Source organism: Streptomyces sp. NPDC058335, from assembly GCF_042723915.1.
Taxonomy (GTDB): Bacteria; Actinomycetota; Actinomycetes; order Streptomycetales; family Streptomycetaceae; genus Streptomyces.
On sequence record NZ_JBHXHX010000001.1, the window covers coordinates 139,546 to 164,278 of the forward strand.

The window sequence follows — 24,733 nt, forward strand, 5'->3', positions numbered from 1 at the left end:
GTGTCCAACTCATGAACAGAACGCCCACCATGTGGAACACCGGGCTACGATCACGGTCCTCCCCCCACCGCACCGTACGGATCCGCCATGACTGCCCCCAGCACCACCGAGGCCACGGACGCCGGCCCCGCCTCCACTCCCCGCCGCCGCGGATTCGGCCTGACCGCCGCCACCGCCCTCGTCATGGGCAACATCATCGGCGGCGGCATCTTCGCGTTGCCCGCGGCGGTCGCCCCGTACGGCACCGTCAGCCTGCTCGCGTTCGTCGTCCTCTCCGTGGCCGCGCTGCTCCTCGCCCTCCTCTTCGGCAGACTCGCCCGCCGCAGCCCGGTCACCGGCGGCCTGTACGTCTACCCGCGCGACGCGTTCGGCCCCTTCGCCGGCTTCCTGTCCGCCTGGTCGTACTGGACGATGTGCTGGGTCAGCATCGCCGCGCTGGCCGTCGCCGTCGTGGGCTACGTCGACGTGCTGATACCGCTGCACGGCAATCACGCCCTCGAAGCGGTCGTCGCCCTGGCCGCGCTGTGGCTGCCGACCGCCGCCAACTTCGCCGGCACCCGCTGGGTGGGCGCGGTCCAGATCGTCTCCACCGTCCTGAAGTTCGTTCCGCTGCTGTTGGTCGCCACGGTCGGTCTGTTCTTCATCGACACCGACAACTTCGGACCCTTCAACGCTTCCGGAAACAGTGTTCCCGGCGCGCTCGCCGCCTCCGCCGCGCTGCTGCTCTACAGTTTCCTCGGCGTGGAGTCGGCCGCCGTCAGCGCGGGCGAGGTCGACGACCCCGAGCGCACGGTAGGCCGGGCGAGCGTCCTCGGCACACTGGGATCCGCGTTGGTCTACCTGCTGGGCACGGTCGCCGTCTTCGGTCTGGTCCCGCACGACAGGCTCGTCGACTCCGGGGCGCCCTTCGCCGACGCCGTGAACGCGATCACCGGCGGCACCTGGGGCGGCACCGCCATCTCCCTGGTCGCCGTCGCCTCCATCCTCGGCTGTCTCAACGGATGGGTCCTGCTGGCCGCCCAGATGCCGTACGCCGCCGCCCGCGACGGGCTGTTTCCGCAACCGTTTGCCCGCGTCGGCAAGGGCGGTGTGCCCGGCTTCGGCGTGTGGGCCGTGGCCGTCCTCGGTACGGTGCTCATCGGCCTCAACTTCACGGCGGGCCCCGGCACCACGTTCCGCGTGCTGGTCCTGATCACCACCTTCACCGGCTGCGTCCCCTACCTCCTGTCGGCCGCCGCTCAGCTGTACTGGCTGACCCGCGGCACGCGCGAACGCGTCCGTCCCGCGGGCCTGGTCCGCGACCTCGTCGTCGCCGCCCTCTCCTTCGGGTTCTCCTTCTGGCTGATCGCGGGAGCCGGTTACGCGGCCGTCTACCAGGGCGTCCTGTTCCTCTTCGCGGGCATCCCCGTGTACGTGTGGCTGCGCGGGCGCCGGGAGCCGACCGCGCCGGCAGAGGTGACCGCTCCGGGCGCGTGACCGGCCTGGCCTCCCTGGACGCCGAGGCACCGACACCGTTTTCGACCTGTTCCTTCCCGCGGCCCGCCGCCTGCCGCCCGCCCGCCTGCCTACGCGGCAACGGCTTACGACGTCTATCTGCACGGCCTGCGGGAGGGCGGATGGCGGGGTGACGAGCGGCGCGTACGGCTGGGGGTGTGCGCGTCGGCCGTGAAGTACGACTGGATCACCGCCCTGATGCTGGCTCGGGCAGGGGAGGAGCAGCTGGAGTGTGGCGGCCGTCGAACGGTGCCGGCCGAACTCCGTTGCCCGGAACGCGGAACGGCTCTGGCCCTTCTGGCCGGGTGGGCGGCGGAAGCACGCCGACTGGCGCCGCAGGTCGGGTCCCGCCAGCACCTGACGGACCGTGACCGGTCGTCAGCGCAGGCGCCCGAACTCGGTGGCCCATCAGTCGGCCAACCCACGAACCGGCGGGCCTGCGACGTGTGAATCCGTGAACCCGCCCCGTCCCTAGGCCGCGTGCCGCCCACCTCCGCCGCCCCGGCGCCGCCCGCCGCCCCGGCTGCGCAGTGTCACCGGCAGCACCAGTCCGCCGAGCATCCCCGCGGCGAGCAGGTAAGGCCACCATGCCAGCCCGTCGCGTTCGGCGGCCGCGGTGCTGCGGGCCTCGGTCGTCACCGCGCCGGACGAGGCCCGGTCGGCGGCCTTGGCGGAGGGGCTCGTGGTCGTGGCCGTGAGGACGACGTCGTTGCCGTCACCGCCCCGGTAACTGATCCGGTAGACGGTTTCGGCGAGTTTCATCTCGTCGCCCTCCTTCAGCCCCTCGAAGGCCCCCGCGACCGGTGCAGTTCCGGCGTGGTCGAGGACGGTGATCTCCGGCGCGGAGGCACTGCCGGCCGCCGCCAGGTCGAGTGCCCCGGCCAGCCGGACCTTGCCGGAAACGTGCAACGGCTTGTTCCGCAGCACGAGTTCGCCCTCGGCCGCCTGCCTGTAGTCACCGTTTACTGTCAGCCCGCCCGTGACGACACCTTCGTTCGTCACGCTCCCGCGCACCGTGCCAAGACCGCTGAGGGAGCCGGTCACCCGCAGTGGCGAACCTCCCGTGTCGAGCCGGGAGCCAGCCGAGGTGAGCTGTACCGAACGGCTGTTGACGAGTGTCGCCCCGCCCCTCAGTGCGAGGGTCCCCTTCCGGACGGTCGTCGCCCCGGTGTAGGTCACCGCCGCTCCGGTGAGCGTCGTCGTCGCGGTGCCGGCCTGCACGAGCGATCCGCTCCCGCCGATCCGGGACAGGGAAACGGCGGCCTTCGTGTTGCGCACGACGAGTGTGCCGTCGTTCACGATCCGCCGCCGGTCCGTCCCGGTGAGAAGCGAACCGTCGCCCCCGGTCGCGCCCGAGCCCAGCCGCAGCACCGCGCCCTTCTGCACGGTCGTCGAGCCGTCGTAGTACTGCGCGGCCGCGAAGGTGACGTCGTTTCCCTCGGTGCCGGCGATGACGATGTCTCCGGCACCGGGCGCGGCCAGCGTGTCGTGGAAGCGGCCGCCACCGATGGGCGCCCCCAGCGTCACCGGGCCGTTGTAGTCGAAGGTCAGCTTGGAACGGGAGCGGGCCGCCAGCAGGTTGATGTATACGGTTTCCGCGGTGCCCGGCATGAAGATCTTGCTCGTGGTGCCGTCACCCCACCGCACATCCGCACCCTTGATGTTGGTGCCGCGCTTGTTGACGTTCTTGCGCGCCGGGGTCCAGTTCAGGACGGGGTCGCTGAGCGAGGGGTTGGCGTCGCCACCCCGGTCCGACCAGCTGTACTGGCCGGTGAGCACGACCTGACTGCCGGGCCGGGACTGGACGTTGATGTCGCTGCCGTACTCGCGCTGGTAGAAGTCCATGCCCATGGTGACCGTCCGGCCCAGTGGGGTGTCGACGGTGAACGTTCCCTGGTTGAGCACCTTGCGCACGCGGGGGAGGGAGGTCGCGTACTCCGGTCGGCCGGCGTTCACCTGGGTGCCGTTGTCGATCACCCCGGAGAAGGTGTGCGTGCCCGACAGGTCCCAGGTGCCCCAGAGGAACCTCGGCTGGGTGATCAGCCCGGATCCGCTGATGGTGCCCAGGTTGTAGGCGCTCTTCAGGGAGAGCCGCAGGGTTCCGTCGACCCGGATGTTGTCCTGGTTGAGCCGGAACGCCGGGGTGTCGTACGGGAAGTGGCCGATCAGCCCGGTCGTCCCGCCGTCTCCGTACTGAAGGGTCGCGCCGCGCTCGATGGTGATCGCGGGCGGGTCGGGGCGGGTCACGGTCACGTACGGGTGGTTGCCGCCGAGCGTCCGCACGGTCTGCCGCCGCCGCGGGTCCGGCAGGGTGAAGTCGCTGTCCCTGGTCAGGACGAGGGTCCCGCGGCCGCGCACGGTGAGCGTTCCCCGCCCTCGGAAGACGCCGTCGTACGTTGTGGTTCCCGGCGGCACGGTGACGGCCGTGTCCCCGGTGAGGGTCACGTCGCGGTTCGCGAGGACGTCGGCGGTGACGTCCCGGAGGCCTGCGGCGGCGGCCGGGGGAGCGGTGGCCAGAAGGGTGGCGACCGCCGCGAGTGCACCGGCGGCCGCTGCTGTGGTGTGGAGGGGGCTTCTCACGTTCTCGGAGACGGGCCGGGGCAGGCGGGATAACAGAAACTTGCCGTCCGGCCGGAAAATCTCGCGAAAGGGCTTTCTCCTTGTCTCGCCGGACCCGTTGACCTCCTCGTAACGCGCCCTTACCTTTTCGGCGTTCGTCATTCCACATGCCGTTCGCAGTTTCGAACATCTGAAGGTTGTTCGTGGCTGGAACGACACCCAGGCGAGAGGCAGCCGAGTGCAGCCCCACCCCTCGTCCTCAACCGAGCCGATCCCCCAGGCACAGGTCCACCGCCGCACCCACCTCCAGGCCTCCGCCTGGACACCGGACGGCACCCCCGACATCGGCGCCCCCGTCGCCGACACCGTGAAGGAGAGTGCGTGACATGAGACGTGCGTACGCGATCCTGCTCACCCTCTGTCTGGCGCTGACCGGCGCCCTCGCCACCGCGGGCCAGGCCCAGGCCGCGCCCCAGACCATCGTCAACGGCACGCAGTTCACCGACACTTCGGGCAACCCCGTACACGCCCACGGCGGCGGGGTGCTCAAGGTCGGGAACTACTACTACTGGTTCGGCGAGAACCGCAACGCCGACAACACGTTCCGGTACGTGGACGCCTACCGCTCCACCGACCTGAAGAACTGGGAGTTCCGCAACCACGTCCTGACCGAGGCGAGCGACCCCGAGCTGGCCACCGCCAACATCGAGCGACCGAAGGTCATGTACAACGCCTCCACCGGCAAGTTCGTCATGTGGATGCACAAGGAGAACGGCACCGACTACAGCGAGGCCCGTGCCGCCGTCGCCGTCTCCGACACCGTGGACGGAAACTACGCGTGGCAGGGCAGCTTCCGGCCGCTCGGCCAGCACATGTCCCGCGACATCACCGTGTTCGTGGACACCGATGGAACCGGTTACATGGTCTCCGCCGCACGCGAGAACTACGACCTTCAGATCTATCGGCTCACCGCCGACTACACCGGTATCGCAAGCCTGGTCGCGGACCCCTGGCACGGCGGACACCGCGAGGCACCCGCACTGTTCAAGCGCGGCAACGTCTACTTCATGCTGACCTCGGGCGCGACCGGCTGGAACCCCAACCAGCAGCAGTACGCCACCGCCACGTCCCTGACCGGCCCCTGGTCGGCGATGACGAATGTCGGCGACTCGACGACCTACAACTCGCAGACGGCCTACGTCCTGCCGGTGCAGGGCAGTTCGGGCACCTCCTATCTCTACCTGGGCGACCGGTGGGGGAACTCCTTCGGCGGCACCGTCAACGACTCCCGTTACGTGTGGCTGCCGCTGACCTTCCCGACCTCGACCTCGATGTCCATGACCTGGTCCCCGGAGGTCACGATCGACACGGCCGCGGGCACGGTCTCCGGCACGAGCGCGACGTACAACACACTGATCGCCCGGCACTCCGCCAAGTGCGCCGACATCACCAGTCAGTCCCTGTGGCAGGGTGCGCAGATCAAGCAGTACGACTGCAATGGCGGCGGCAACCAGAAGTACTGGTTCAAGTCGGTCGGAAGCGGTTACTACCAGTTGGTCGTCCGGAGCAGCTCCCTCTGCGTGCAGGAGAACGCGAACACCGTCACGCAGGAGAACTGCAACGCCTCGGCCACCGCTCAGCAGTGGTCGCTCACCACGTCCGGCAGCTACGTCAACGTCAAGTCCCGCGCGAGCGGCGAGTGCCTGGACGTGAACGGCGCGTCCACCGCCAACTCCGCCGCCCTCATCACGTACACATGCAACGGAGGCACGAACCAGCAGTGGACGCGCGGCACATGACCGCGGCTCAGCCGCTCATGCGAGCAGGTCGATCGCGTCGAAAGCGGTTCCCGCGCTGAGGAATCCGGTCGACCCCGAACCGCTCACCACGTTGATCTTCAGCACGTTGTACTGGTCGGTGTCCGTCTGCCAGGCGCTCGCCGGGATGCTGTAGGTGAAGGTGTGGTTGTTGCCCCGGTAGGAACCGTTGGTCAGTGACCGCGTGTTCGGCTGGGTGGGCGGGGAGGGGATGGCCGAGGTCCAGGTGTCGTTGACGACGACCTGCGGGCGGCCGTTGGCGTAGGCCGTCGTCACTCCGATGCGCAGGGTGTGTGCGGCGGCGGCCTGGGCCGCGGTGAGCCTGAAGTAGACCAGGAGACCGCTGTTGACGTCCTTCCAGATGTAGCAGGGGAAGGCGGAGGTCTCGCTGCCGCTGCCGATGACGACGTTGCCGCTCCAGGAGGCGGCCCGGACGTCGGAGGGATGCGCGTACGTCATCAGGTCGGCGTTCTTGAAACCGGCGGGTGAGCCGGTCCACTCGTTTATCCGCCAGATGGCGCTCGCGTTGCCCGGGTCGTTCGTGGACGGGATCGCGACGGAGTTGACCGTGGTCGTCGACCCGGCGGACACGGTCACCTGTGTGCTGTATACAGCCAGCTCGCTCTTGTAGACGGTCAGCGTGTACGTCCCCGGCAGCACCCCGCCGATCGAGTAGTAACCGTCCGACGCCCGCGCCGAACCCCAGTACTGGGCAGCGGGGTTGGCGAGCCCCACCGTGTACGGGTACGCCGTGTTCCGTCCGGTGATGCCGACGCCCGCGACCCGGCCCCGGCCGCTCGCGCCGACGTACCCGGCGATGCCGAGCGAGTCCGCCCACGACGTGGTCAGCGTGCCCGGGAACAGCGACGAGGAGGGCGCACCGCCGTCCGTGAAGGAGATGACGTACGGCCCCTGCAGGCCGAAGCGCTGGTCCTCGGTCTGGTTCTGGCCGTAGTAGAGGATTTCGTACAGGCCGCCGCCGTCCGCGCTCTGGTGGCGCAGGAGGGAGCGGTAGAAGGGGCCGCCGGAGGCCTTCTCGTGGTTGCTGCGCACGATCCACAGGCCGACGCCGCCGGCGCTCCAGCCGATGTGGTCGTAGTCCATGACCCGCAGCTTGGAATAGTGCTTGGAGCGGGTCTGGCCGTCGGACTTCGCGAACACGTCCGAGGCCTCGATGGTGCTGGTGGTGTACGTGTAGGAGTCGGGCTGGTCGTTGAGGAACAGGCCCTTCTTCACGCGCAGGATGTAACGGGTTGCCGAAACGGACGTGTCGGCCTTGTTGGTCCACAGGTAGATGTTGTTCTCGCCGCTGCGGGCCGCGTAGTAGTGCTTCAGCGTGCCGTACGTGACGGAGATCAGGATCGTCGTACCGGACTGCTTCACGGAGACCGTGGAGGTGCCGAGGCCGGACTCGATGTGCGAGTTCATGCCGCCGTAGCCCTGGTACTCCACGCCGCGGTAGACGAGCGAGGTCAGGTCGCCGTTGGTCTTGCTGACCTTGAAGACGAGGTTGGCTCCGGTGTCGACGACGTAGTGCGAGCCGTCGTCGGTGTAGCCGAAGGCCGCGGCGGACGCGGGGACGGCGAGGGGACCGGCGAGCGCGGCGGTGCCGACGGCGGCCGCGGTGCCGAGGACGAAGGTGCGGCGTCGGACCGGGCGGTGGCTCTCGGATCCGGACATGGGGGTGCCTCCTTCGGGGAGGTGTGGGGGTGCGGGTGATTCGTCAGAGTGGCAGTTGAATCGATTTCGCGAAAGGGCTTTCACCCGTTGGGGGTTGGCAATCATGTGAAATGAGTCCGAGGTCTAGAAAGCGCTTGCCAGAGGCGGTACGGTCCTCCGCCAGGTCCTGTTGCCGTGACCGAGGAGCCACATGTGAGACGTTTCACCCCCGCCGTGCTGGCGGCACTGACCCTGACCACCGCCCTGACGGCCGTGCCCGCCGCCCAGGCCCGTGACGGCGGGAGCCCGGCGCTCGGCATCGCCGCCTGCACCGCCACCGCATGCCACTTCGATGTCCCGCCCGGCACCTACGACGTGCGGGTCCTGCTCGGCGGAGAGGCCGCGTCGAGCACCGCGATCGCCGGTGAGACCCGGCGCTCCCTGCTGCCCGAGACGGCCGTCCCGGCCGGCGAGCACCTCGCACGCAGCTTCACGGTGAACGTCCGCACCCCCGAGGGCGAGCCGACCGGCGCCGACGGAACTCCCGGCCTGGACCTCGTCCTCGGCGGCTCGGCGACCGCCCTCGCCGACATCCGCGTCACCCCTGCCCGGCACACCCGCCAGGTCTTCCTCGTCGGCGACTCCACCGTCTGCGACCAGCCCGGCGACCCCTACTCCGGCTGGGGCCAGCAACTCCCGCAATATCTGCGGAAAGGCGTTTCCGTCGCCAACTACGCGGATTCCGGGGAGAGTACGGTCACCTATCTGGGGAACCCGCAGTTGTGGGCCACCGTCCAGCCACAGATCCACCGCGGCGACCTGGTGCTGATCCAGCTCGCCCACAACGACAAGACGACCGACGAGGCGACCTACCGCGCGAACCTGGAGACGCTTGTCGCGGGTGTCCGGGAGAAGGGCGGCGAACCGGTCCTCGTCACTCCGATCGTGCGCCGCTGGTTCAACGCCGACGGCACGCTGAACAACGGCACGGCCCTGCTGGTCAACGGCCTCGGCGTCGACCACCCCGCCGTCGTCCGCTCCATCGCGGCGGCGCGGGACGTGCCACTGATCGACCTCACGGCGAAGACCAAGGCGCTGGTGGAGTCCCTGGGCGTGGAGGGCTCCAAGGCCCTGTACCTCTACAACGAGAAACGGGACAACACGCACACCTCCGTGCACGGTGCCACCGTCTACGCGGGCCTGGTCCGTGACGAACTCGTCGCCCAGCATCTGGTGCCGGAGGGCCTCGTGCGGGTGGGATAGACCCCTGGGGGCGCCCCGACCGGAACCGGGACGCCCCCAGGCCCTGCCCCGCGGCCGGCAGACCGCCGCCCACCGGCCGCGGCCCGCGGCCCGCGGCCCGCACGGAAGGAAGGGTGCAGCGGCCCCGGCCCGTCCGCGCCCCGGTTCGGAAGGAAAGCAGCCCGCGATGCATCTCCCCCCGCCCGATCGCACCCTCAGCCCTCGTACCGGCTACACCCGCGCCCACTGGGAGGCGGCCGCCGACGCCCTGCTGGCCGCCGTCGCGCCGTACGCCACCGAAAATCGCGCTTTCTACCACCTTCCCGGCGACCGGGAGAGCTGGTCCGGCCGCCTCTCCGACGGCCTGGAGGGCTACGCCCGCACACTCCTCCTCGCGGCCTTCCGGCGCGACGAGACGGCCCTGGAGCGCTACGCCGACGGCCTCGCTGCGGGCGTTTCCGGAGCCTGGCCCCGCATCGAGGACCGCAGTCAGCCCCTGGTCGAAGCGGCGTCGATCGCCCTCGCGCTCCGGCTCACCCGTCCACTGCTCTGGGACCGCCTGGACGACGGCGTACGGCAGCGGGCGGCGGACTGGCTGGGTGACGCCCTGACAGCCGAACCATGGCCGTGCAACTGGGAGTTGTTCCCGGTGACTGTCGGCGGATTTCTGTATGCGGTCGACCACGAATCGGATACTGCCCGCAAAGCGATCGACCGTGGCCTGGAGCGCATCGAGCGGTGGTACGTCGGGGACGGATGGTACACCGACGGCGCCGGCCGTGCCTTCGACTACTACAACGGCTGGGCGATGCACCTGTATCCGGTGCTGCACGCCTGGCTCGACGACGACCCCGGGCTGCTGGAGCTGTACGGGGGCCGGCTCTCGCGGCATCTCACCGACTACGCCCGCCTGTTCGGCGGTGACGGTGCCCCGATGCGCCAGGGCCGCTCGCTCACCTACCGTTTCGCCACCACGGTCCCGCTGTGGCTGGGAGCCCTGACGGGCCACACGCCGCTGCCGCCCGGCGAGACCCGGCGTCTGGCCTCGGGCGCACTGCGGTACTTCGTCCAGCGGGGTGCGGTCGACGAGCGGGGACTGCTGAGTCTGGGCTGGCACGGCCCCGACCCGGAGGTGCTGCAAGGATATTCGGGCCCGGCGTCCCCCTACTGGGCTAGCAAGGGTTTCCTGGGTTTGCTGCTCCCGCCGGAGCACGAGGTGTGGACGGCGGTGGAGGAGCCCGCACCGGTGGAACGGATGGATGCGGTTACACCGCTTTCCGCTCCCAACTGGCTGCTGCAGGCCACCCGTTCGGACGGACTGGTCCGCCTCCACAACCACGGCAGCGAGGACGTGCGGTACGACCCGTACTACACGCGGCTCGCATACTCGACGGTGACGGCGCCCTCGACGTCGTACGACAACAGCGTGGTCGTCGGGGATGATCCCAGTCGTACCGGGATCGAACCTTGGGGGGTGGGGGACGGCTGGGCGGCGTCGCGGCACACGGCGGGCGGGGGAGCCCGGGTGACCAGTGTGGTGCTCGCACGCGGAGCCGCGGAGGTGCGGGTGCATCGGGTGGCCGGCGCGGAGCCCGGAACGCCGGTGCGGGTGACCGGCTGGCCGGCGGCGGAGGACGGCGTCCGTGCCGAACTCGTGCCCGTCGCGGGGCTGGACGACTCGCTCACCGGCGCGACCGGGGACGGCGACTCGCTGTTCGTCGCCCTCGCCCGGCTCACCGGTGAGGCGGAACCGGTTCCGCTGGAGGAACTGGTGTCCGTGCGGACCGCGGACGGGATCGTCCATGTCCGCTGGAACGGAGAGCCCGAGGTCCGGGTGCACCTCTCTGCGGACGGTGTACGGGTCACCGGCGCGGCGGCGACGGACGGGTGACCGCGTCCGGCGTCACCGCCGGCCCGATGGCTGAGCCGACCGGAAGAACGGAGCCCCTCCCGCCCCGCCGAAGGGCTCCGCCTCCCGCCCGCCCTATGCCCAACCACTCACCCGACCGCGTCGGACGAGAGGCGGACAAGAGGCGGACGAGAGGCGGACGAGAGGTGGACGCGAGGTGCCGCCGTCCCTTTCGGCTGCCGGACCTCAGGGCCTGAGGCGGGCGACCTTCAGGGTCGTCGTGGTCGGGGAGGCGCCGGTCGTTGCCGTTGTTGCGGAAAAAGTTGCCTGGTACGCGAGTTGTCATGGGCGGCGACCAACGGGTGGCGACCAACGGGCGGCGGGCCGTCGGCCCGCGGGGGTGAAGTGCCGTCAGCCTGTCGGATGCGGTTTCTGCGTTGCCCCGCGGAGGCCGGTGGACAAGAATCCCCCGCATGACCTCCAAGATCCGTCACATGACGATCGACAGTTCGGACGCCTACGGCCTGGCGAGCTTCTGGTCCGCCGCCCTCGGCGAGCCCCTCCACGCGGACGACAATCCGGGCGACGAGGAGGCGCTGATCGAGGGCGCCGGCCTCCTCTTCGTGACGGTCCCCGAGCGCAAGACCGCGAAGAACCGCATTCACCTCGACCTCCAGCCGCAGGACCGCACACGTGAGGAGGAGGTCGACCGTCTGCTCGCGCTCGGTGCCACCCTGGTGGCCGACCGCCGCAGGGCGGACGGCACGGGGTGGGCGGTCCTCGCGGACCCGGAGGGGAACGAGTTCTGCGTGGAGCGCAGCGCGGCCGAGCGGGCGGGCTGAACGGCTCCAGCGCTGACGAGCCCCGGCAACAGTCGCTGTGCTCGTAACGGCTTTCTTCTGTTCCTCGGTCTCGACGGAGCCTCCCCGAAAGCGATGACCGGGGATGCCGGTTACCCGCTGCCGGGCCAGTGCGTCAGGGCCGTGTGCAGGGCGTCGATCGCCTTGTCCCACGAGCGCTGGACGTCGCGCGGTGCGCCGAAGCCGCCGCCGGCCTCCAGGGCGCAGTAGCCGTGGAACGTGCTCCGCAGCAGGCGGACGGCGTCGGTGAGGTCGGGTTCCTCGAGGCCGTACGCCCGGAGCATGCCGTAGGTGATGTCGGCGGTGCGGCGGAAGGCCGGGGCCTCAGCGACCAAGGTCTGATCCATGGGGATCTGGGTGGCGGCGTACCGTCCCGGATGCAGTAGCGCGTACTCGCGGTAGGCGCCCGCGAAGGCCGCGAGGGCCTCTTTGCCGGCACGGCCCGCGACGGCCAGGGCGATCCGGTCGATCATCTCCGCGCCCGCGTGCAGCGCGAGGCGGGTCCGCAGGTCCTGGACGTTCTTGACGTGCGAGTACAGGCTCGCGTCCTTGACGCCGAAGCGGCGGGCGAGCGCGGAGAGGGTGACGTTGTCGAACCCGGCCTCGTCCGCGAGGTCGGCGGCGGCCGCGACCAGAAGGTCCGGGGTGAGGCCGGCTCGGGGCATGGGAGGCGCCTTGTTCGTAGGGGGCCTTGGCGGGTCAGGGAGGATCCTAAGGGGTGTCTCGATGCGGTGGCTTCGCGATGAATGCGGCGTCATCATGGTCACTGCCCTCGGCGGAAGCGCATGAGCAACTTGCGGAAGCGCCTGCAGATCGTTTACAACGTCCCCACTCGTGAACATGGGAAGGCGCTTACAGGTGGTCGGCAGATCCTCCGAAGAGTCCGGAAACGACGGCTCGTCCATATCCGACGAGGACCTTCGGGCCTTCCTCCAGGACAGCGAACGCGGCGCGGCCGATTCCGCACCGAAGGAGCCCTCCGCCCGTGCCCGTATGGTCACCGAGCGGCTCCGGCAGCAGGACGCCCGCGGTGAGGCACCCCAGCCGTGGCGCCCCGGCCCGGCTGCGGCCGCCGGCCGTCGGCGGAAGGTGTGGCCGTTTCTGGGTGTTGCCCTGGCCCTCTGTGCACTGGCGGTGTCGCTGAAACCTTCGGTGCTGCCCGGCGACCCCTTCGGATCGGGGCAGCCGAAGGACGTGACCGTGTCGCCGCTGCCGGCGGAGACAGCCGCTCCCACCGCCGCGCCCGGCCCGGCGCCGGAGGAACTCCCCACCCTCGACCGGCCGTTCGCCGGCTCGCCGGCGCTCAGCTGGGCCGACGGGGAGGCCGGGATCGTCTTGCCGCCCGCGAAGGCCGTCGGCTCGATCTCGAAGGAACGCGTCGCGCAGGCACTGCAGTTGACCAAAAAGCTTCTGGTCGGCGCGAATCTCGACCCCAGGACCCTGCGCGGTGAGCGCCCCGAGGCAGCACTGGCGGTCCTCGACCCGGGGCAACCGCACCTGCTCGACGATCTGAACGGTTTCCTGCGTTCCCCGGACGAGGACCACGACCCCCTCGGGCTGTTCAGCCGCTTCGATCCCGACGAGGTGCGGCTCGTCGGTGACGTGGTCAAGGCGCGCGGGCACATGACGTTCAAGAAGGGCGAGTACGCCGGCGTCGCCGTGCACGCCGACTACACCTTCGTCTATCCGGTCTCCCGGGCCGACGGCAGCACCGAGGTGACGCGGACGATCGTGCGTCGCGTCCTCGACGTCGAACTCCCCGACCCCGCGAAGTACGACGTCGCCCCCGGCCGACTCACCCTCGTCGAGTACAACGGCGACTTCGGTAACGACCGCTGCGATGTGCATGACGGTTTTCTGCACCCCGAGTTTCCGACCACGGAACCCACGGGGCCGTCACCCACGGGCCCGACCAAGGACCCGTACGACCGCAGCAAGAGTTTCGAGGAGAGCCTCTCCGACTGCGGCACGGTGTCCCGCATCTGACCTCGACCGACCGGTGAGGACGTGCGGAGTGAAACACGGCCGGAATCGTCTGCGGCACGCCGTGTTTCCGCGGGTGTCGGCGGCCCTGGCCGTGCCGCTCGCGGCGGGCTGCGAGGGCTGTGCGGGCCGCGGTGGCGGGGCTCCGACGGCGGGGGAGCACTCGCCTGCGGGTACGTCGTCGGGGCCCCGTCCGTATCCGCGTCCGCGAGCCCTGCTCCGGGCACGTCCGCGACCGCGGCGCCCTCGTCCACGCCCTCCGGGACCGCGGTAGCCCGGAAGCCGAGGAACGCACAGCCGCGGACCGACGCCGGTTCCGATACGGCAACCGGTTCCGGAACGGCAACCGGTTCCGGCGGCACCGGTTCGCTGACGAGTGGGGGTGGGTCGTCGGGCGGTGACGGCTCGGGCGGGTCCGAGGCCGTCCCGCAGAATCCGAACCGCGGCCCGAATCCCCCCGCCCGCGCTGTCCCGACCGTCGCCCGTACCCGAGTGGACCTCGGAGGAGTGGCAGCCGGGTGACCCGGTCGCCACGGGGATTCCGGGCTCGGGGAACCAGCAGGGCTGAGGTGCCGCCTGCCTCACGGCGAAGGCGGCACCCCGACCCCGCCCCTAGCCGATCGGTGCGTACACCACGCCCAGTTTGTCCACCTCGGCGCCCGCGCGGCCCGTGAAGCCGACGATCTGCCAGCCGGACGGAGCGGCGAAGCTCTTCGCGTCGGTGCTCGCCGTGCCGGTCGACAGGGTGCGGCCCTTGTCGGTCGTGAAGGACGCCGAGAAGATGCGGGTACGGCCGTCCTTCTGACCCTGGGTCAGTTTGACGGAGGTGAGGTGCTCTCCTGCAGCCAGGGTCAGTGAGGTGGCCGTGCCGCCGGTGCCGCCGTGAGTGAGGGTCGTACCGCCGTCGTGGGTCAGGGAGACGGCGTCCACACGGGAGCCGCCGCGCAGGGTGAGGGTGCGGGGAGCAGGGGCGGCCGGAAGATCGTCCGCGTCGGTGAACGCCGTACCGTGGGGGCCGCCGAAGAAGTCGCTGGCCCGCAGGGTGGAGTTGAGGGTGTAGGAGAAGTCCACCGTGTGGGGGAAGTGGTCGGAGAGGTTGCCGCCCGCCGAGTCCAGGAACGACGCCCACTCGTTGTGGTAACGGGTTGCGTCGAGGGACAGGAGCTTGCTGCCGCGGTAGAGGACCTTGTCGACCACCTCGCAGTCGTTCGTCGGGGCCGTCGTCGGGCAGAGCAGAGCGTCCGCGCCCTGAGTCGGCGGCGTACCGCCCTTCACCAGCTCCACCCAGGGGTCGGTGAGCCCGTTCTCGGCGACGAGGGTGCGGATGTTGTCGTCGGCGCGGGTGTAGCGCGTGTTGGTGTCACCCATCACGATCACCGCGTTGCCGGAGGAGTTCGCCCGGATGAAGTCCGACAGCTGCTGGATGTTGGCGCGACGGGCGGCCATCGCCTCGTCCGTCGAGTCGGCGTTGGTGTGCGCGTTGTACAGGTCCAGGAAAACGCCTTCGGCAAGTCGCACCCGGGCCAGCGAGAACCCCTTCGGGGTCAGGCAGTTGGTGCCCGTGCAGGCGTTCCACCGCACCCGCTCGAAATCCTCGAAGGCGTAGTCGGAGAGGGTGTTCATGCCGTCGCCGAAGGGCACGCCGCCGCTCGTCGCGGTCCGGTAGGGGTGGTTGTCGCCCGCGTAGAGGGCCGCGTGGTAGTTGAAGTCCTCCTGGACGTTGACGATGTCGTAGGCCCCCAACCTCGGTGAGATCAGCGGGGTGTTGGTCTCCGGCCTGCCCGAACTCAGGCCCTCGGGCAGGCCCGCGACGTTGTAGGTGAGTACGTTGAACGAACCGGTGCCGGCGGCCGCCGCCGTGGCGGGCGCCGCGGAGGTGGCGGCCGCGGAGGGCGTCACGCCCGTGGCCGCGAGGCCGGTGAGGGCCAGGGAGGCGGCCGCGAGGGTGCCGAGGAGTCTTCGTCTCATGTGGGGGTGTCTCCCGGTCGGGGCGGACTGCTAGGAAAAGTGAACGCTGCTCAGATTCGGTGGCAATCAGTGTGACGGGAAAGGTCAGTTGAGGGAACAGTGAGAGACGGGGTGAGCTGCCTCGTCCGGGTCGGCCGCCGCTCATCCCAGGGTCGTTCAAAGTTCATGTTTCGCCTTGATTCTCCTCACGCGGCGCACACGCGCCGCGGAAGGCAGCCGCGGAAGGCAGCGGCAACCGGGAGGGCACCATGGGACATGGGCACGGACACGCGCACGGCCACCACCATCACGGCCACGAGCACCACCACGACCTCGAGGTAGCCCCCGCGCTGCCCGCCGCCTTCGACGCCTCCGTGCCCGACGAGGCCCTCAACCCCGAGCAGCGGTCCCGCCGGTCACTGCTGCGCCGCGCCGGCCTGCTCGGCGCGGGTCTGGCCGCGGGAAGCGTTCTCGGCCAGACGACCGCCGCGACTCCGGCCGCCGCCGCCCCGGCAGTCTCGCCCACCGGCGGCCGTCGCTCCACTGGCTTCCTCTGGCTGGCCGGCGACCACCACATCCACACCCAGTACAGCAGCGACGGCAAGTACCGCGTCGTCGACCAGGTCCGGCAGGGCGCCAGGCACGGCATGGACTGGCTCGTCATCACCGACCACGGCAGCACCACGCACGCAAGGATCGGCGTCGAGAAGGTCAACCCGGACATCAAGGAGGCCCGGACCGCGCACGAGGACACCCTCGTTTTCCAGGGCCTGGAGTGGAACATCCCGGGCGCCGAGCACGGCACCGTCTTCGTCCACCCGGGGCGCAACGAGGTTTCCGTCCTGAAGCAGTTCGAAACCGATTACGACGGCAGCGTCAAGGGCGCCTCCGACTCGACGCCCGCCAACGAGGCCCTCGCCGTCGCGGGGCTGGCCTTCCTCGGCGACCAGGTCCGCCGCCGCAAGGTCAAGGACGCGCTGATGCTCGCCAACCACCCGGCGCGGCGCGGTGTCGACTCCCCGCACGAGATCCGTGCCTGGCGCGATGCGACGCCCGCGAGCCACCAGATCGCCGTCGGCTTCGAGGGCGCCCCCGGCCACCAGGCCACCGGCCTGCCCGCCCCGCTCGGCCCGGCCCGCGCCCGCGGCATCTACGACAACAATCCCAGCGCCAACTCCTTCGCCGGCTACCCCCTGGAGAGCTACCGCACCTGGGGCGGCTTCGACTGGATGACGGCCACCGTCGGCGGTCTGTGGGACAGCCTCATCGCCGAGGGCAAGCCCTGGTGGATCACGGCCAACTCCGACTCCCACCAGGTCTACGCCGACACCGCCGTGCGCGGCCCCGGCGGCGACTTCGCCACCGACGGCCGTTACCAGGACCCGGTCTACGGCGGCGAGATCGACATCGCCCAGGGCGACTACTGGCCCGGCCAGTACAGCCGTACCCACGTCGGCTCCGACGGCTTCTCGTACGCCGCCGTCATGGACGGCATCCGGGTCGGCCGCATCTGGGTCGACCACGGCCAACTCCTCAGCGGGCTCGACGTGCGGGTCTCCGGCGGCAGCCGCTGGGCCACCCTCGGCGGCGCCCTGCATGTGAAGAAGGGCACGACCGTCACCCTGACGGTCCACGTGGCGCTCGCCGGAGCTGCCAACTGGGCAGGGTTCCTGCCGAAGTTGGCACGCGTGGACGTCATCCGGGGCGACGTTACGGGACCGGTTCCCGACAAGGACACCTTCACGGCGCCGACCGCGAAGGTCGTCCGCACGTACGAGGTCAACAAGTCGAGCGGGACGGTACGGCTCACCTACGACCTGGGACGGGTGGACCGGCCGGTGTACGTCCGGCTGCGCGGCTCGGACGGCAACCGCAGCGCCGTCGGCGCGATGGGCGCGGCCGTCGACCCGGCCGGCCCGGCGATCGACGTCGTCGGTGACGCGGACCCGTGGTCCGACCTGTGGTTCTACACCAACCCGGTGTGGGTCCTGCCGTCGTGACATCGCACGTCCGCACGCCGCATGTCCGCACGCCGCACGTCCGCATGCCGTACGTCGTCACGGTGGACGCCGGTCTGCGCGATCTGCGCGCCGCCGATCACCTGCTCCGCACGTTCGCGGCCGACCTCTCCCTGACACGGGGAGAGTTCGGCTGCACCCACCTCGTTCGGGGCGAGCGTCCGCGCGTCGTCGTCTCCCTCGCACCGGAGTCGGAGGCGGAGCTGGACGACGTGCGCGCGTGGCTGGTGGCCCAGGCGTACGAGGTGACCGAAGGCGCCCCGGACGCCGTGGGCCGAGCGGTGCTGTACCGCGGGGCAGGCCTTCTGCGCGGCACGATGACGGTCGAGAAGGTGCTGTCGGTGTCCGCGATCGACCGCGTCACGGTGCTGGGTGGCGCCGGTGAACCCGGCCCGGCCGCACAACTGGTGACGCACGATCACGTCCGCCCGCAGTGGCAGTGCGGTGAGCTGGTCCTCACCGCGATGCCCGCCGTGGGCGGCACCCTGGTCCCGTTCGAGGTGCCCGAGCCGACGCCCTGCTGCGCGGACCACTGAGGTCAGCATCGCTTGCGGCGCGCCCGGCGCGGTCGGTGCAGCCCGTCCAGCTCACCGACCGCCGCGCGTACGTGCGCCGGGTCCCGCGGGTCGCGGCCGCCCGCACACCACCACACCGGGTGGCCGTCCTCCTGGCGCGCGTGCATCCCGATGCGGTGCTCGGCGCAGACCGGCCAGACCTGCCACAGGCACTCCATCACGGTGTCCTGCGCGGCCTCGGCGACCGCCGCGAGCGCGGCGTCGGGGTCGGACTCGGAACCGTGCCAGAGGTCGTTGCCGTGCCAGCGGCCGTCGGGCAGTGCGACGTACACGTGTTCACGCTCGGAGTCGTCCTCGTCCCAGGGCGGCAGAGCCAGCAGGACCAGCGGCCCCCGGTCCGGCAGCAGCGCGTCCAGGTCACGGTTGACGAGTGTCAGCGCCTCCTCCCACAGCGGGAACTCGCCGGGCCGGACAGGGCGGGGCCGGGGGATGTCGTAAGGGTCGTTCATGCGGGTCATCGTGGATCACGACCGTCCCCCGCGGTAGCCGTTTTCTCGAGAGTTGTCTCTTACGGCTGGCCCTCACCGTGGTGTCCCGGTGGATCGGCGTCGGGCCGAGCATCGCCGTGGGTGCGGTGCTTTTCCCGCGCCCTACGCCCTCGTCGCGTTCGCCGCCGGTTCGCTGTGGATGCGGGCGGGTGCCCTCGGGGCCCCGCAGTTCCTCGCCGGGTTCGGGGTGATGCCGTTCGACAACGTCCACTCCCTTGATACGACAGGAGGGGTGTTGTCGGTGTTGTGGCTGCTGCCTTCACCGATCCTCGGGAGCAGAACCCTGCTGGGGGCGACCGCGTCGCCTGCTTCCGCTCCGGCTCCGGCCGAGCGGGCGGACTGAGACCGTTCACCCGGCCGGTTGCCGCGCCCTTCGCCGGCCCGGGTCCGGGCGTACGCCAGGAAACAGCCGTAACCGCTGACCTGCCCTTCGCCGACCAGGTCCGGGCGTACGGCAGGAAACACGCCGCAACCGCTGACCTTGCCGGAACCCAAGTGCAGGTCCCGTCGCTACGTCGGCCCGGTCGCCGCGTCCGCGACCTCACCCGGCTCCGCCCCGCCCCGCCCCCTGTGCCGCCTCAGACCCCGCCCCTCGGCCCCCCCGTCGCCCCGGCAGTCGTACCGCCGGTATGAGGGCGAGGGCCAGCAGGCCTGCCGCAACGAGGTAAGCGGTGCGGAAGCCGGACGGGTCGAGGCCGGTCGCTCCCAGGACGACGGAGATGACGGCGGTGCCGATGGAGGCGCATACCTGTGCGTTGATGCTGAGCACGGTGCCCGCGGCGGCCATGCGGTCCTTCGGCAGGTCGCGGGACGCGGTGGTGGTCGTCGGCATGAGGACCATTCCGGAGCCGACGCCCATCAACATCGTGGCGCACAACGGTTGCCAGGCCGGGACGTCCTCCACCCCGATCAGCAGGCCCGTCAGGGCCATGCCGAGGGCCCCGGTCACGATCCCCGTCCGGATCAGACGGCGTGGCGAGACCTTGTCGACCCGGCGCGCGGCGATCTGCATGGTCGTGCCGATGGTGAGCCCGACGGGCGCCCCGAGCAGGCCTGTCGCGGTCGCGCTCCAGCCCCGCACCTCCTGCCAGTACACCGGGCCCAGGAGCATGGAGCCGAAGTAGCCGCAGGTGAACAGAGTGAGCGTGCCGATGCCGACGGCGAACGTCCGGTCGGTCAGCAGACGGAGGTCGAGCAGGGGGTGACTAATCGTCAGGGCACGTCGTACGAAACCGGTTGTCAACACTGTTCCGGCGAGAGCCGGCAGCAGCGTGCCCAGTGACGTGAAGTCGCCGTCCTCACCGCCCCTGGCCAGCCCGTACAGCAGGAGCGCGAGACCCGGTGACAGCATCAGCAGACCGAGGACGTCCAGTTTCGGCACCGGGCCCGGACCGTCCGGTGCGTCGGGGCGCAGGAGCTTCACCGCGAGGATGAGGGCCACCGCGCCGATGGGCAGGTTGACCAGGAAGATCCAGTGCCAGGACGCGGCGTCGAGCAGCCAGCCGCCGAGCACCGGCCCCGTCACGGGGCCGACCAGTACCGGGAGGCCGAGCCAGGCCATGGTGCGACCGAAGCGTTCCCGGTCGGCGGCGGCCATCGCCATGCCCATCCCGACCGGCATGAGCAGCCCGCCGCCGAGGCCCTGCACCACGCGGAACGCGATCAGGCTGGGCGCGTCCCAGGCGCACGCGGCGAGCAGTGAGCCGAGCGAGAACAGTGTGAGCGCGGTCAGGTAGGCGCGCTTGGCGCCGACTCGGGCCATCATCCACGGCGCACTGGGGACCGCGGCGGCGAGCGCCAGCGTGTAAGCGGTTACCGTCCACTGGATCGTCTCCAGCGGCGCGCCGAACGTCTCCGAGAGGCTGCGCAGTGCGACGTTCACGATGGTCATGTCGAGCACCGACATCACGGAGCCGATGATGACGACGAGGAGCGTGCGGTTCAGGGCCGCGGAGGAGGCGCGGGGTGTGTCCCGCGGTGTGCCGACGTCCCCTCCGGTGGCCTCGGTCGCGGACAACTCCCCGCCCTCAGTCCTGGTAGGGGTGGGCCGCACGCGCGGTGCGCAACGCCCGTCCCCACCACGTCAGCTGGCCGAGCATGCCCTTGGCGGCGCCCTCGCACACGGCGGCGTCCCGGGGTACGCCGTCCTCACCGAGGCCGGACCACGGCCCGTGCAGACTGACCGAGTCCCGTACGGTCGTGGCGTGCAACTCCGCGAACACAAGCCGGAGTTGCTCCACGGCGCGGACGCCGCCCGCCAGTCCGCCGTAGGAGACGAAGCCGACCGGCTTGGCCTGCCACTCCGGGTGGTGCCAGTCGACGAAGTTCTTCAGCGCGGCGGGGAAGCTGTGGTTGTACTCGGGTGTGACGACGACGAACGCGTCGGCGGCGGCCAGCCTCGGGGAGACCTCGGCCAGCGCGGCCACGGTCTCGGGGGCCGGTGTGCCGCCCCAGCCGGGCATTACGAGCGGCAGGTCGAGGTCGACGAGGTCGATGACGTCGAAGTCCAGGTCGGTGTGGCCGCCGACGGTGCCGAGGAACCAGTCGGCGACGGCCCGGCCCTGCCGGCCCTCGCGCACGCTGCCGACGATCACGGCGACGCGGAGCGGAGCCTCCCGACCGGTGGTGCTGGATGCGGACATGGGTTTCCCCCTGTTTCTGGACGGGCCCCGCCGACGGGGCGGGACTGCCGCGCTACCGCGGCCTCACGTTCGGTAAACTACAACGAGCGTTGTAGAAGGTACAACGTCCGTTGTACCTAGGTCGTCGGGCCTAGTCCCTCGTCATGCGTGAGGAGTCGAGCGTGGGCAGCACCAATGAGGCATGGCTGGAGAAGGCGCGACGCGAGTTTCCGCCCCGCAAGGTGGAGAAGTGGGTAGCGCTGGCGGGCGCCGCCTGCACCGTGTTCGGCCGCGAGGGCTATGCGCGCGCCTCCGTCGACGCGCTCGCGGCCGAGGCCGCCGTGTCGACGCGCACGCTCTACAACCACTTCCCCGGCGGCAAGGCCCAGCTGTTCAGCACGGTCGTCACGTGGACCTCGAGCACGGTGAAGGACGCCCAACTCGCCCTGCTGAGCGCCGTGCTGGACCCCGAACGGCCGCCGCGCCCGGAGGACCTCGAACGCGACTTCGTCGCCCTGGCCCGCGGCTTCGTCGGACTCATGACGCAGTATCCCGACCACTTCGCCCTGGTCCGCCACATCCACGCCGAGGCCGACCACGTCCCGCCGGAGGTGCTCGAGGCGTGGCGGGAGGCTGGGCCGGCGCCGGTCGGCCACGCCTTCACCGAGAGGCTGGAGGCCCTCGCCGACGCCGGCCTGCTCGATGTGCACGGGGACGCGGCCCTCGCCACCACGCACTTCATGGCGCTGATCTCCCACACCCTCACCCAGCAGTCGCACTACGGGGTACGGCCGCTGCCCGAGAAGGAGACGGAGAGGCTGATCACCGGTGGTGTGGCGGCGTTCCTGCGGGCCTACCGCACCGCATGAGGAACTGGGCTCCGGCCCGCCTCCCGCAAGCCCTCGCTCCCGACGTCATCCTGCCCGGCCCTCGCCTCGCCTCACCCGTTCACCCCCGAGTAGCGACCGAGGCTCCACCGCCACAGCAGTCGTGCCCCGAGGTACGCGAGCAGCCCCAGCAGTGGCGAGGCCGCTGCGAGCCAGTGGGGGACCGCGGTGTCGTGGCCGGTCAGGACGGCGGCCGGGAAGTAGGCGACGAACGCGAGCGGAAGCCCGAACGTCAGGAAACCGCCTACCGCCCTCGGGAGCACGTTCAGCGGGTAGCTGCCGAAGGTGCCGAGAAGTTCCTCCAGCCAGCGGCCCCAGTAGTCGGCGGCCGGAAAACGCAGGGAAGCGCTTGCGACAGCGGTGAACAGGGCGGCCTCCAGCAGCATCCCGCCGAGCACGGCGGCGACGAGATAGACGATCCGGCCCGCCGTCCAGTCGAGGTCGCTGCGGCCGAGCGCGCCCGCCATCAGGCCCGCCGCCACCGTCAGGTCACCGATCGCGTTCGTCGGGAAGTACGCCAGCTGGGCCTGCCGGTGCACCGGCATCGGGCGGACCAGGTAGGTGTCGATCACACCCTCCTGGATGTGCCGTCCCAGACCGTGCATCCGGCCGAGGAAGAGCACGAAGAGGCCGTGCGCGAGCATCCGCGTCGCCGGGATCAGCAGCACGTCCGAGCTGTCCCAGCCGCCCATCCCCGCGAACCGGGTCAGCAGCACGGTCGCGAACACGATCACCGACACCTGCCACACCGCGCCGATCGCGATCATCATCAGGAACTCGGAGCGGTACTCCAGCTGTGCACGGAAGTTGAGGCGCGTGACACGCCACATGATCCGGACGGCGTTCAACGGCATCAGCCTCCTTGGGAGATGACCCGGCGGGCGGCCCGGTGCCACAGCAGCCGCGTGAACAGGGCGAGCACCACGACCCACGCCGCCTGGACGGCCAGCTGCGCGGGAGCGTCGGACAGCTGGACACGGCCGATGTAGATCGACAGCGGCACGCTCAGCGTGGCCTGGAACGGCAGGAAAGCGCTGAGCGTGATGAACCAGTCGGGGAAGAACCACAGCGGCGCGTACACGCCGGACAACAGGTTCTGCGCGAAGATCAGGATCATCATCGCCGCGCTGTTGCGCAACGTCCAGAAACACAGCTGGTCCAGGGCGAGCATCACGTAGTACAGCACCCACTGCCCCAGCAGCAGGCTCAGCGCGAACACCCCCGCCACGGCGGCCGACCGGGGCGGCTCCACCACCCCGGCCGCGAGACACACCGCGTATCCGGCGAGCGCCCACGCGAACCCGTAGAGCTGCTCGCCCAGGGCGCGCAGGGCGTAGTAGCGCCGGGGCGGCAGCGGGCGCAGGTACCAGTAGACGATCGTGCCGAAGTGCATGTGCTGGATGACGGTGTCCCGCCCCGTGTACTGGTCCAACTCGCGCAACCTGGAGGCGAGCACGGCCAGCACGGCGTAGGTGACCGCCTGGTCGCGGTCGAGCCCCGCCGTGCTGTCGGTCTGCGCGTACAGACCGCCCCACAGGGACGTCACCAGCACCACCTGGACGGTCAGCCGCAGCAGCGCGGCCGTCATCCGGGGCGGCGTGTACAGCTCGCCGAGCGGGGTGACGCGGGCGGCCCGCCAGCCGTGGACGGCGGCCATCAGGCGTCCCCGGCCTGCACGTACGCGGCCCGCATGACGTCCTCCAGATCGGCCTCGTCGAGGGCGATGTCCGTCACCTCGTACCGTTCCACAACCGCTTTCAGCGCCTGGTGGACGGTGGGTGCGCCAGGTCCTTCGGGGCCGAACACGATCTGCGCGCCCTCGTGCCGCAGCAGTGCGATGCCCGGCAGGGGGACGACCTCGGCGTGGGCGTCGGTGAGCGTGGCCCGCACCTGCCAGGTGGAGCCGAACTTGCGGCGGATCTCGTCGAGGGTGCCGTCCAGAACGAGCCGGCCGTGGTTGATCAGCACCACCCGCTCGGCGAGCCGCTCGACCTCCGTCATGTCGTGGGTGGTCAGCAGGACGGTCCGGCCGCGCTCCTCCACCTGGTGCCTCAGGAACTCCCGCACCTGTTCCTTCACCACCACGTCCATGCCGATCGTGGGCTCGTCGAGGAAGACGACGGGCGGATCGTGCAGGAGCGCCGCGGCCAGGTCGCAGCGCACCCGCTGGCCCAGCGAGAGATGGCGCACGCGGGTGTCCCAGAACGCGGACAGGTCGAGGAGCTCGTCGAACTCCCCGAGCCGCGAGGCGTGTTCGGCCCTCGGCACCTCGTAGATGTCCCGCAGGATCGAGAACGACTCGCGGACCGGCAGATCCCACCACAGCTGGGTGCGCTGCCCGAACACCGCCCCGATGTTGCGGGCGTTGCGTTCGCGCTCCCGGTACGGCACCACGCCCGCGACGCGCGCCTCGCCGGAGGTGGGGGTGAGGATGCCGGTGAGCATCTTGATGGTGGTCGACTTGCCGGCGCCGTTGGGGCCGAGCAGGGCGAGGAGTTCGCCCGCGGCCACGTCGAAGGTGACGTCGCTGACCGCGTGCTTCGCGACGCGCTCCGGGTCGACCAGGGAGCGCAGGGCGCCGGCGAAGCCGGGACGGCGGACGGTGGTGTGGAAGGTGCGGGACAGGCCGCGCACCTCGATGCTGCCGCTCACTCGAACCTCCGGACGAGTGGGAAGGGAACGGGCACGGCCGAGGCCGGCCGGGTCGTGACCCGGCCGGCCGTCGGAACAGTCG

The 24,733-nt window shown here is 70.7% G+C and carries 20 protein-coding genes; 10 read left to right on the forward strand and 10 right to left on the reverse strand.

The window, feature by feature from the left end; all coding sequences use genetic code 11:
* The first annotated feature begins 87 nt into the window (after positions 1-87).
* Positions 88-1,476 (forward strand): amino acid permease, encoded by a 1,389-nt coding sequence (locus ACFWJX_RS00635; protein WP_383234677.1) that lies wholly within the window; start codon positions 88-90, stop codon positions 1,474-1,476.
* 489 nt (positions 1,477-1,965) lie between these two features.
* Here the strand turns inward: ACFWJX_RS00635 and ACFWJX_RS00640 are convergent, their stop codons facing one another.
* Complete coding sequence (locus tag ACFWJX_RS00640; protein WP_383234681.1) at positions 1,966-4,074, reverse strand: autotransporter-associated beta strand repeat-containing protein; 2,109 nt, start codon at positions 4,072-4,074, stop codon at positions 1,966-1,968.
* A 217-nt stretch (positions 4,075-4,291) separates the two neighbouring features.
* Between ACFWJX_RS00640 and ACFWJX_RS00645 the strand changes: the two genes are divergently transcribed.
* Both ACFWJX_RS00645 and ACFWJX_RS00650 read left to right on the forward strand, forming a co-directional pair.
* Positions 4,292-4,438 carry a hypothetical protein gene (locus ACFWJX_RS00645; RefSeq protein WP_383234683.1) on the forward strand — a complete coding sequence of 49 codons (147 nt, stop codon included), beginning with the start codon at positions 4,292-4,294 and terminating at the stop codon, positions 4,436-4,438.
* Position 4,439: 1 nt separating this feature from the next.
* Positions 4,440-5,852 (forward strand): RICIN domain-containing protein, encoded by a 1,413-nt coding sequence (locus ACFWJX_RS00650; RefSeq protein ID WP_383234686.1) that lies wholly within the window; start codon positions 4,440-4,442, stop codon positions 5,850-5,852.
* Between the two features lie 15 nt (positions 5,853-5,867).
* Here the strand turns inward: ACFWJX_RS00650 and ACFWJX_RS00655 are convergent, their stop codons facing one another.
* A complete protein-coding gene (locus ACFWJX_RS00655) occupies positions 5,868-7,550 on the reverse strand; it encodes a rhamnogalacturonan lyase B N-terminal domain-containing protein (RefSeq protein WP_383234689.1) in 1,683 nt (560 codons plus the stop codon).
* Between the two features lie 192 nt (positions 7,551-7,742).
* Here ACFWJX_RS00655 and ACFWJX_RS00660 point away from each other — a divergent pair, with 192 nt between their 5' ends.
* The 3 genes from ACFWJX_RS00660 to ACFWJX_RS00670 all read left to right on the forward strand — a co-directional run bounded on the left by ACFWJX_RS00660 (position 7,743) and on the right by ACFWJX_RS00670 (position 11,462).
* A complete protein-coding gene (locus tag ACFWJX_RS00660; RefSeq protein WP_383234691.1) occupies positions 7,743-8,792 on the forward strand; it encodes a rhamnogalacturonan acetylesterase in 1,050 nt (349 codons plus the stop codon).
* 166 nt (positions 8,793-8,958) lie between these two features.
* The gene (locus tag ACFWJX_RS00665) at positions 8,959-10,662 is read left to right on the forward strand and encodes a DUF2264 domain-containing protein (RefSeq protein WP_383234694.1); all 1,704 of its coding nucleotides are present in this window, start codon (positions 8,959-8,961) and stop codon (positions 10,660-10,662) included.
* Positions 10,663-11,093: 431 nt separating this feature from the next.
* Positions 11,094-11,462 (forward strand): VOC family protein, encoded by a 369-nt coding sequence (locus ACFWJX_RS00670; RefSeq protein WP_383234697.1) that lies wholly within the window; start codon positions 11,094-11,096, stop codon positions 11,460-11,462.
* A gap of 110 nt (positions 11,463-11,572) precedes the next feature.
* Here the strand turns inward: ACFWJX_RS00670 and ACFWJX_RS00675 are convergent, their stop codons facing one another.
* Positions 11,573-12,145, reverse strand: a complete 573-nt coding sequence (locus ACFWJX_RS00675; RefSeq protein WP_383234700.1) for a TetR-like C-terminal domain-containing protein — start codon at positions 12,143-12,145, stop codon at positions 11,573-11,575.
* A 175-nt stretch (positions 12,146-12,320) separates the two neighbouring features.
* Between ACFWJX_RS00675 and ACFWJX_RS00680 the strand changes: the two genes are divergently transcribed.
* Positions 12,321-13,466, forward strand: coding sequence for a hypothetical protein (locus ACFWJX_RS00680; protein ID WP_383234703.1), 1,146 nt, complete (start codon positions 12,321-12,323; stop codon positions 13,464-13,466).
* A 609-nt stretch (positions 13,467-14,075) separates the two neighbouring features.
* Here the strand turns inward: ACFWJX_RS00680 and ACFWJX_RS00685 are convergent.
* A complete protein-coding gene (locus ACFWJX_RS00685) occupies positions 14,076-15,431 on the reverse strand; it encodes a jacalin-like lectin (protein WP_383234706.1) in 1,356 nt (451 codons plus the stop codon).
* A gap of 248 nt (positions 15,432-15,679) precedes the next feature.
* On the opposite strand from ACFWJX_RS00685, the gene ACFWJX_RS00690 reads away from it, so the two are divergent.
* Together ACFWJX_RS00690 and ACFWJX_RS00695 are read left to right on the forward strand one after the other, a co-directional pair.
* Positions 15,680-17,410, forward strand: coding sequence for a PHP domain-containing protein (locus ACFWJX_RS00690; RefSeq protein WP_383234709.1), 1,731 nt, complete (start codon positions 15,680-15,682; stop codon positions 17,408-17,410).
* Positions 17,407-17,964 carry a hypothetical protein gene (locus ACFWJX_RS00695; RefSeq protein WP_383234712.1) on the forward strand — a complete coding sequence of 186 codons (558 nt, stop codon included), beginning with the start codon at positions 17,407-17,409 and terminating at the stop codon, positions 17,962-17,964. Before ACFWJX_RS00690 ends, ACFWJX_RS00695 begins: the two co-directional genes overlap by 4 nt.
* A 2-nt stretch (positions 17,965-17,966) precedes the next feature.
* Here ACFWJX_RS00695 and ACFWJX_RS00700 read toward each other — a convergent pair whose 3' ends face one another.
* The 3 genes from ACFWJX_RS00700 to ACFWJX_RS00710 form a co-directional block, all read right to left on the reverse strand.
* Complete coding sequence (locus ACFWJX_RS00700; RefSeq protein ID WP_383234715.1) at positions 17,967-18,452, reverse strand: hypothetical protein; 486 nt, start codon at positions 18,450-18,452, stop codon at positions 17,967-17,969.
* A gap of 580 nt (positions 18,453-19,032) precedes the next feature.
* A complete protein-coding gene (locus ACFWJX_RS00705) occupies positions 19,033-20,508 on the reverse strand; it encodes a DHA2 family efflux MFS transporter permease subunit (RefSeq protein ID WP_383234719.1) in 1,476 nt (491 codons plus the stop codon).
* A 10-nt stretch (positions 20,509-20,518) separates the two neighbouring features.
* Entirely contained in the window at positions 20,519-21,133 is a 615-nt protein-coding gene (locus tag ACFWJX_RS00710) for an NADPH-dependent FMN reductase (protein ID WP_383234722.1), read from the reverse strand.
* Positions 21,134-21,294: 161 nt separating this feature from the next.
* On the opposite strand from ACFWJX_RS00710, the gene ACFWJX_RS00715 reads away from it, so the two are divergent.
* Positions 21,295-21,981, forward strand: coding sequence for a TetR/AcrR family transcriptional regulator (locus ACFWJX_RS00715; RefSeq protein WP_383234725.1), 687 nt, complete (start codon positions 21,295-21,297; stop codon positions 21,979-21,981).
* A gap of 71 nt (positions 21,982-22,052) precedes the next feature.
* Here the strand turns inward: ACFWJX_RS00715 and ACFWJX_RS00720 are convergent, their stop codons facing one another.
* The 3 genes from ACFWJX_RS00720 to ACFWJX_RS00730 are packed head-to-tail and all read right to left on the reverse strand — an operon-like array spanning position 22,053 to position 24,651.
* Positions 22,053-22,853 (reverse strand): ABC transporter permease, encoded by an 801-nt coding sequence (locus ACFWJX_RS00720; RefSeq protein ID WP_383234728.1) that lies wholly within the window; start codon positions 22,851-22,853, stop codon positions 22,053-22,055.
* A complete protein-coding gene (locus ACFWJX_RS00725) occupies positions 22,853-23,656 on the reverse strand; it encodes an ABC transporter permease (protein WP_383234730.1) in 804 nt (267 codons plus the stop codon). Before ACFWJX_RS00725 ends, ACFWJX_RS00720 begins: the two co-directional genes overlap by 1 nt.
* Positions 23,656-24,651 carry an ATP-binding cassette domain-containing protein gene (locus ACFWJX_RS00730; protein ID WP_383234733.1) on the reverse strand — a complete coding sequence of 332 codons (996 nt, stop codon included), beginning with the start codon at positions 24,649-24,651 and terminating at the stop codon, positions 23,656-23,658. The genes ACFWJX_RS00725 and ACFWJX_RS00730 overlap by 1 nt, the downstream gene beginning before the upstream one ends.
* Between the last annotated feature and the right edge of the window lie 82 nt (positions 24,652-24,733).

Excerpts from the sequence above, each read along its gene's own strand:
- ACFWJX_RS00675 (WP_383234700.1), bottom strand. The coding sequence starts at position 12,145 with ATGCCCCGAGCCGGCCTCACCCCGGACCTTCTGGTCGCGGCCGCCGCC.
- ACFWJX_RS00700 (WP_383234715.1), bottom strand. The coding sequence starts at position 18,452 with ATGAACGACCCTTACGACATCCCCCGGCCCCGCCCTGTCCGGCCCGGC.
- ACFWJX_RS00720 (WP_383234728.1), bottom strand. The coding sequence starts at position 22,853 with ATGCCGTTGAACGCCGTCCGGATCATGTGGCGTGTCACGCGCCTCAAC.
- ACFWJX_RS00665 (WP_383234694.1), top strand. The coding sequence starts at position 8,959 with ATGCATCTCCCCCCGCCCGATCGCACCCTCAGCCCTCGTACCGGCTAC.
- ACFWJX_RS00670 (WP_383234697.1), top strand. The coding sequence starts at position 11,094 with ATGACCTCCAAGATCCGTCACATGACGATCGACAGTTCGGACGCCTAC.
- ACFWJX_RS00655 (WP_383234689.1), bottom strand. The coding sequence starts at position 7,550 with ATGTCCGGATCCGAGAGCCACCGCCCGGTCCGACGCCGCACCTTCGTC.
- ACFWJX_RS00685 (WP_383234706.1), bottom strand. The coding sequence starts at position 15,431 with ATGAGACGAAGACTCCTCGGCACCCTCGCGGCCGCCTCCCTGGCCCTC.
- ACFWJX_RS00650 (WP_383234686.1), top strand. The coding sequence starts at position 4,440 with ATGAGACGTGCGTACGCGATCCTGCTCACCCTCTGTCTGGCGCTGACC.
- ACFWJX_RS00680 (WP_383234703.1), top strand. The coding sequence starts at position 12,321 with ATGGGAAGGCGCTTACAGGTGGTCGGCAGATCCTCCGAAGAGTCCGGA.
- ACFWJX_RS00725 (WP_383234730.1), bottom strand. The coding sequence starts at position 23,656 with ATGGCCGCCGTCCACGGCTGGCGGGCCGCCCGCGTCACCCCGCTCGGC.
- ACFWJX_RS00690 (WP_383234709.1), top strand. The coding sequence starts at position 15,680 with ATGGGACATGGGCACGGACACGCGCACGGCCACCACCATCACGGCCAC.
- ACFWJX_RS00710 (WP_383234722.1), bottom strand. The coding sequence starts at position 21,133 with ATGTCCGCATCCAGCACCACCGGTCGGGAGGCTCCGCTCCGCGTCGCC.
- ACFWJX_RS00635 (WP_383234677.1), top strand. The coding sequence starts at position 88 with ATGACTGCCCCCAGCACCACCGAGGCCACGGACGCCGGCCCCGCCTCC.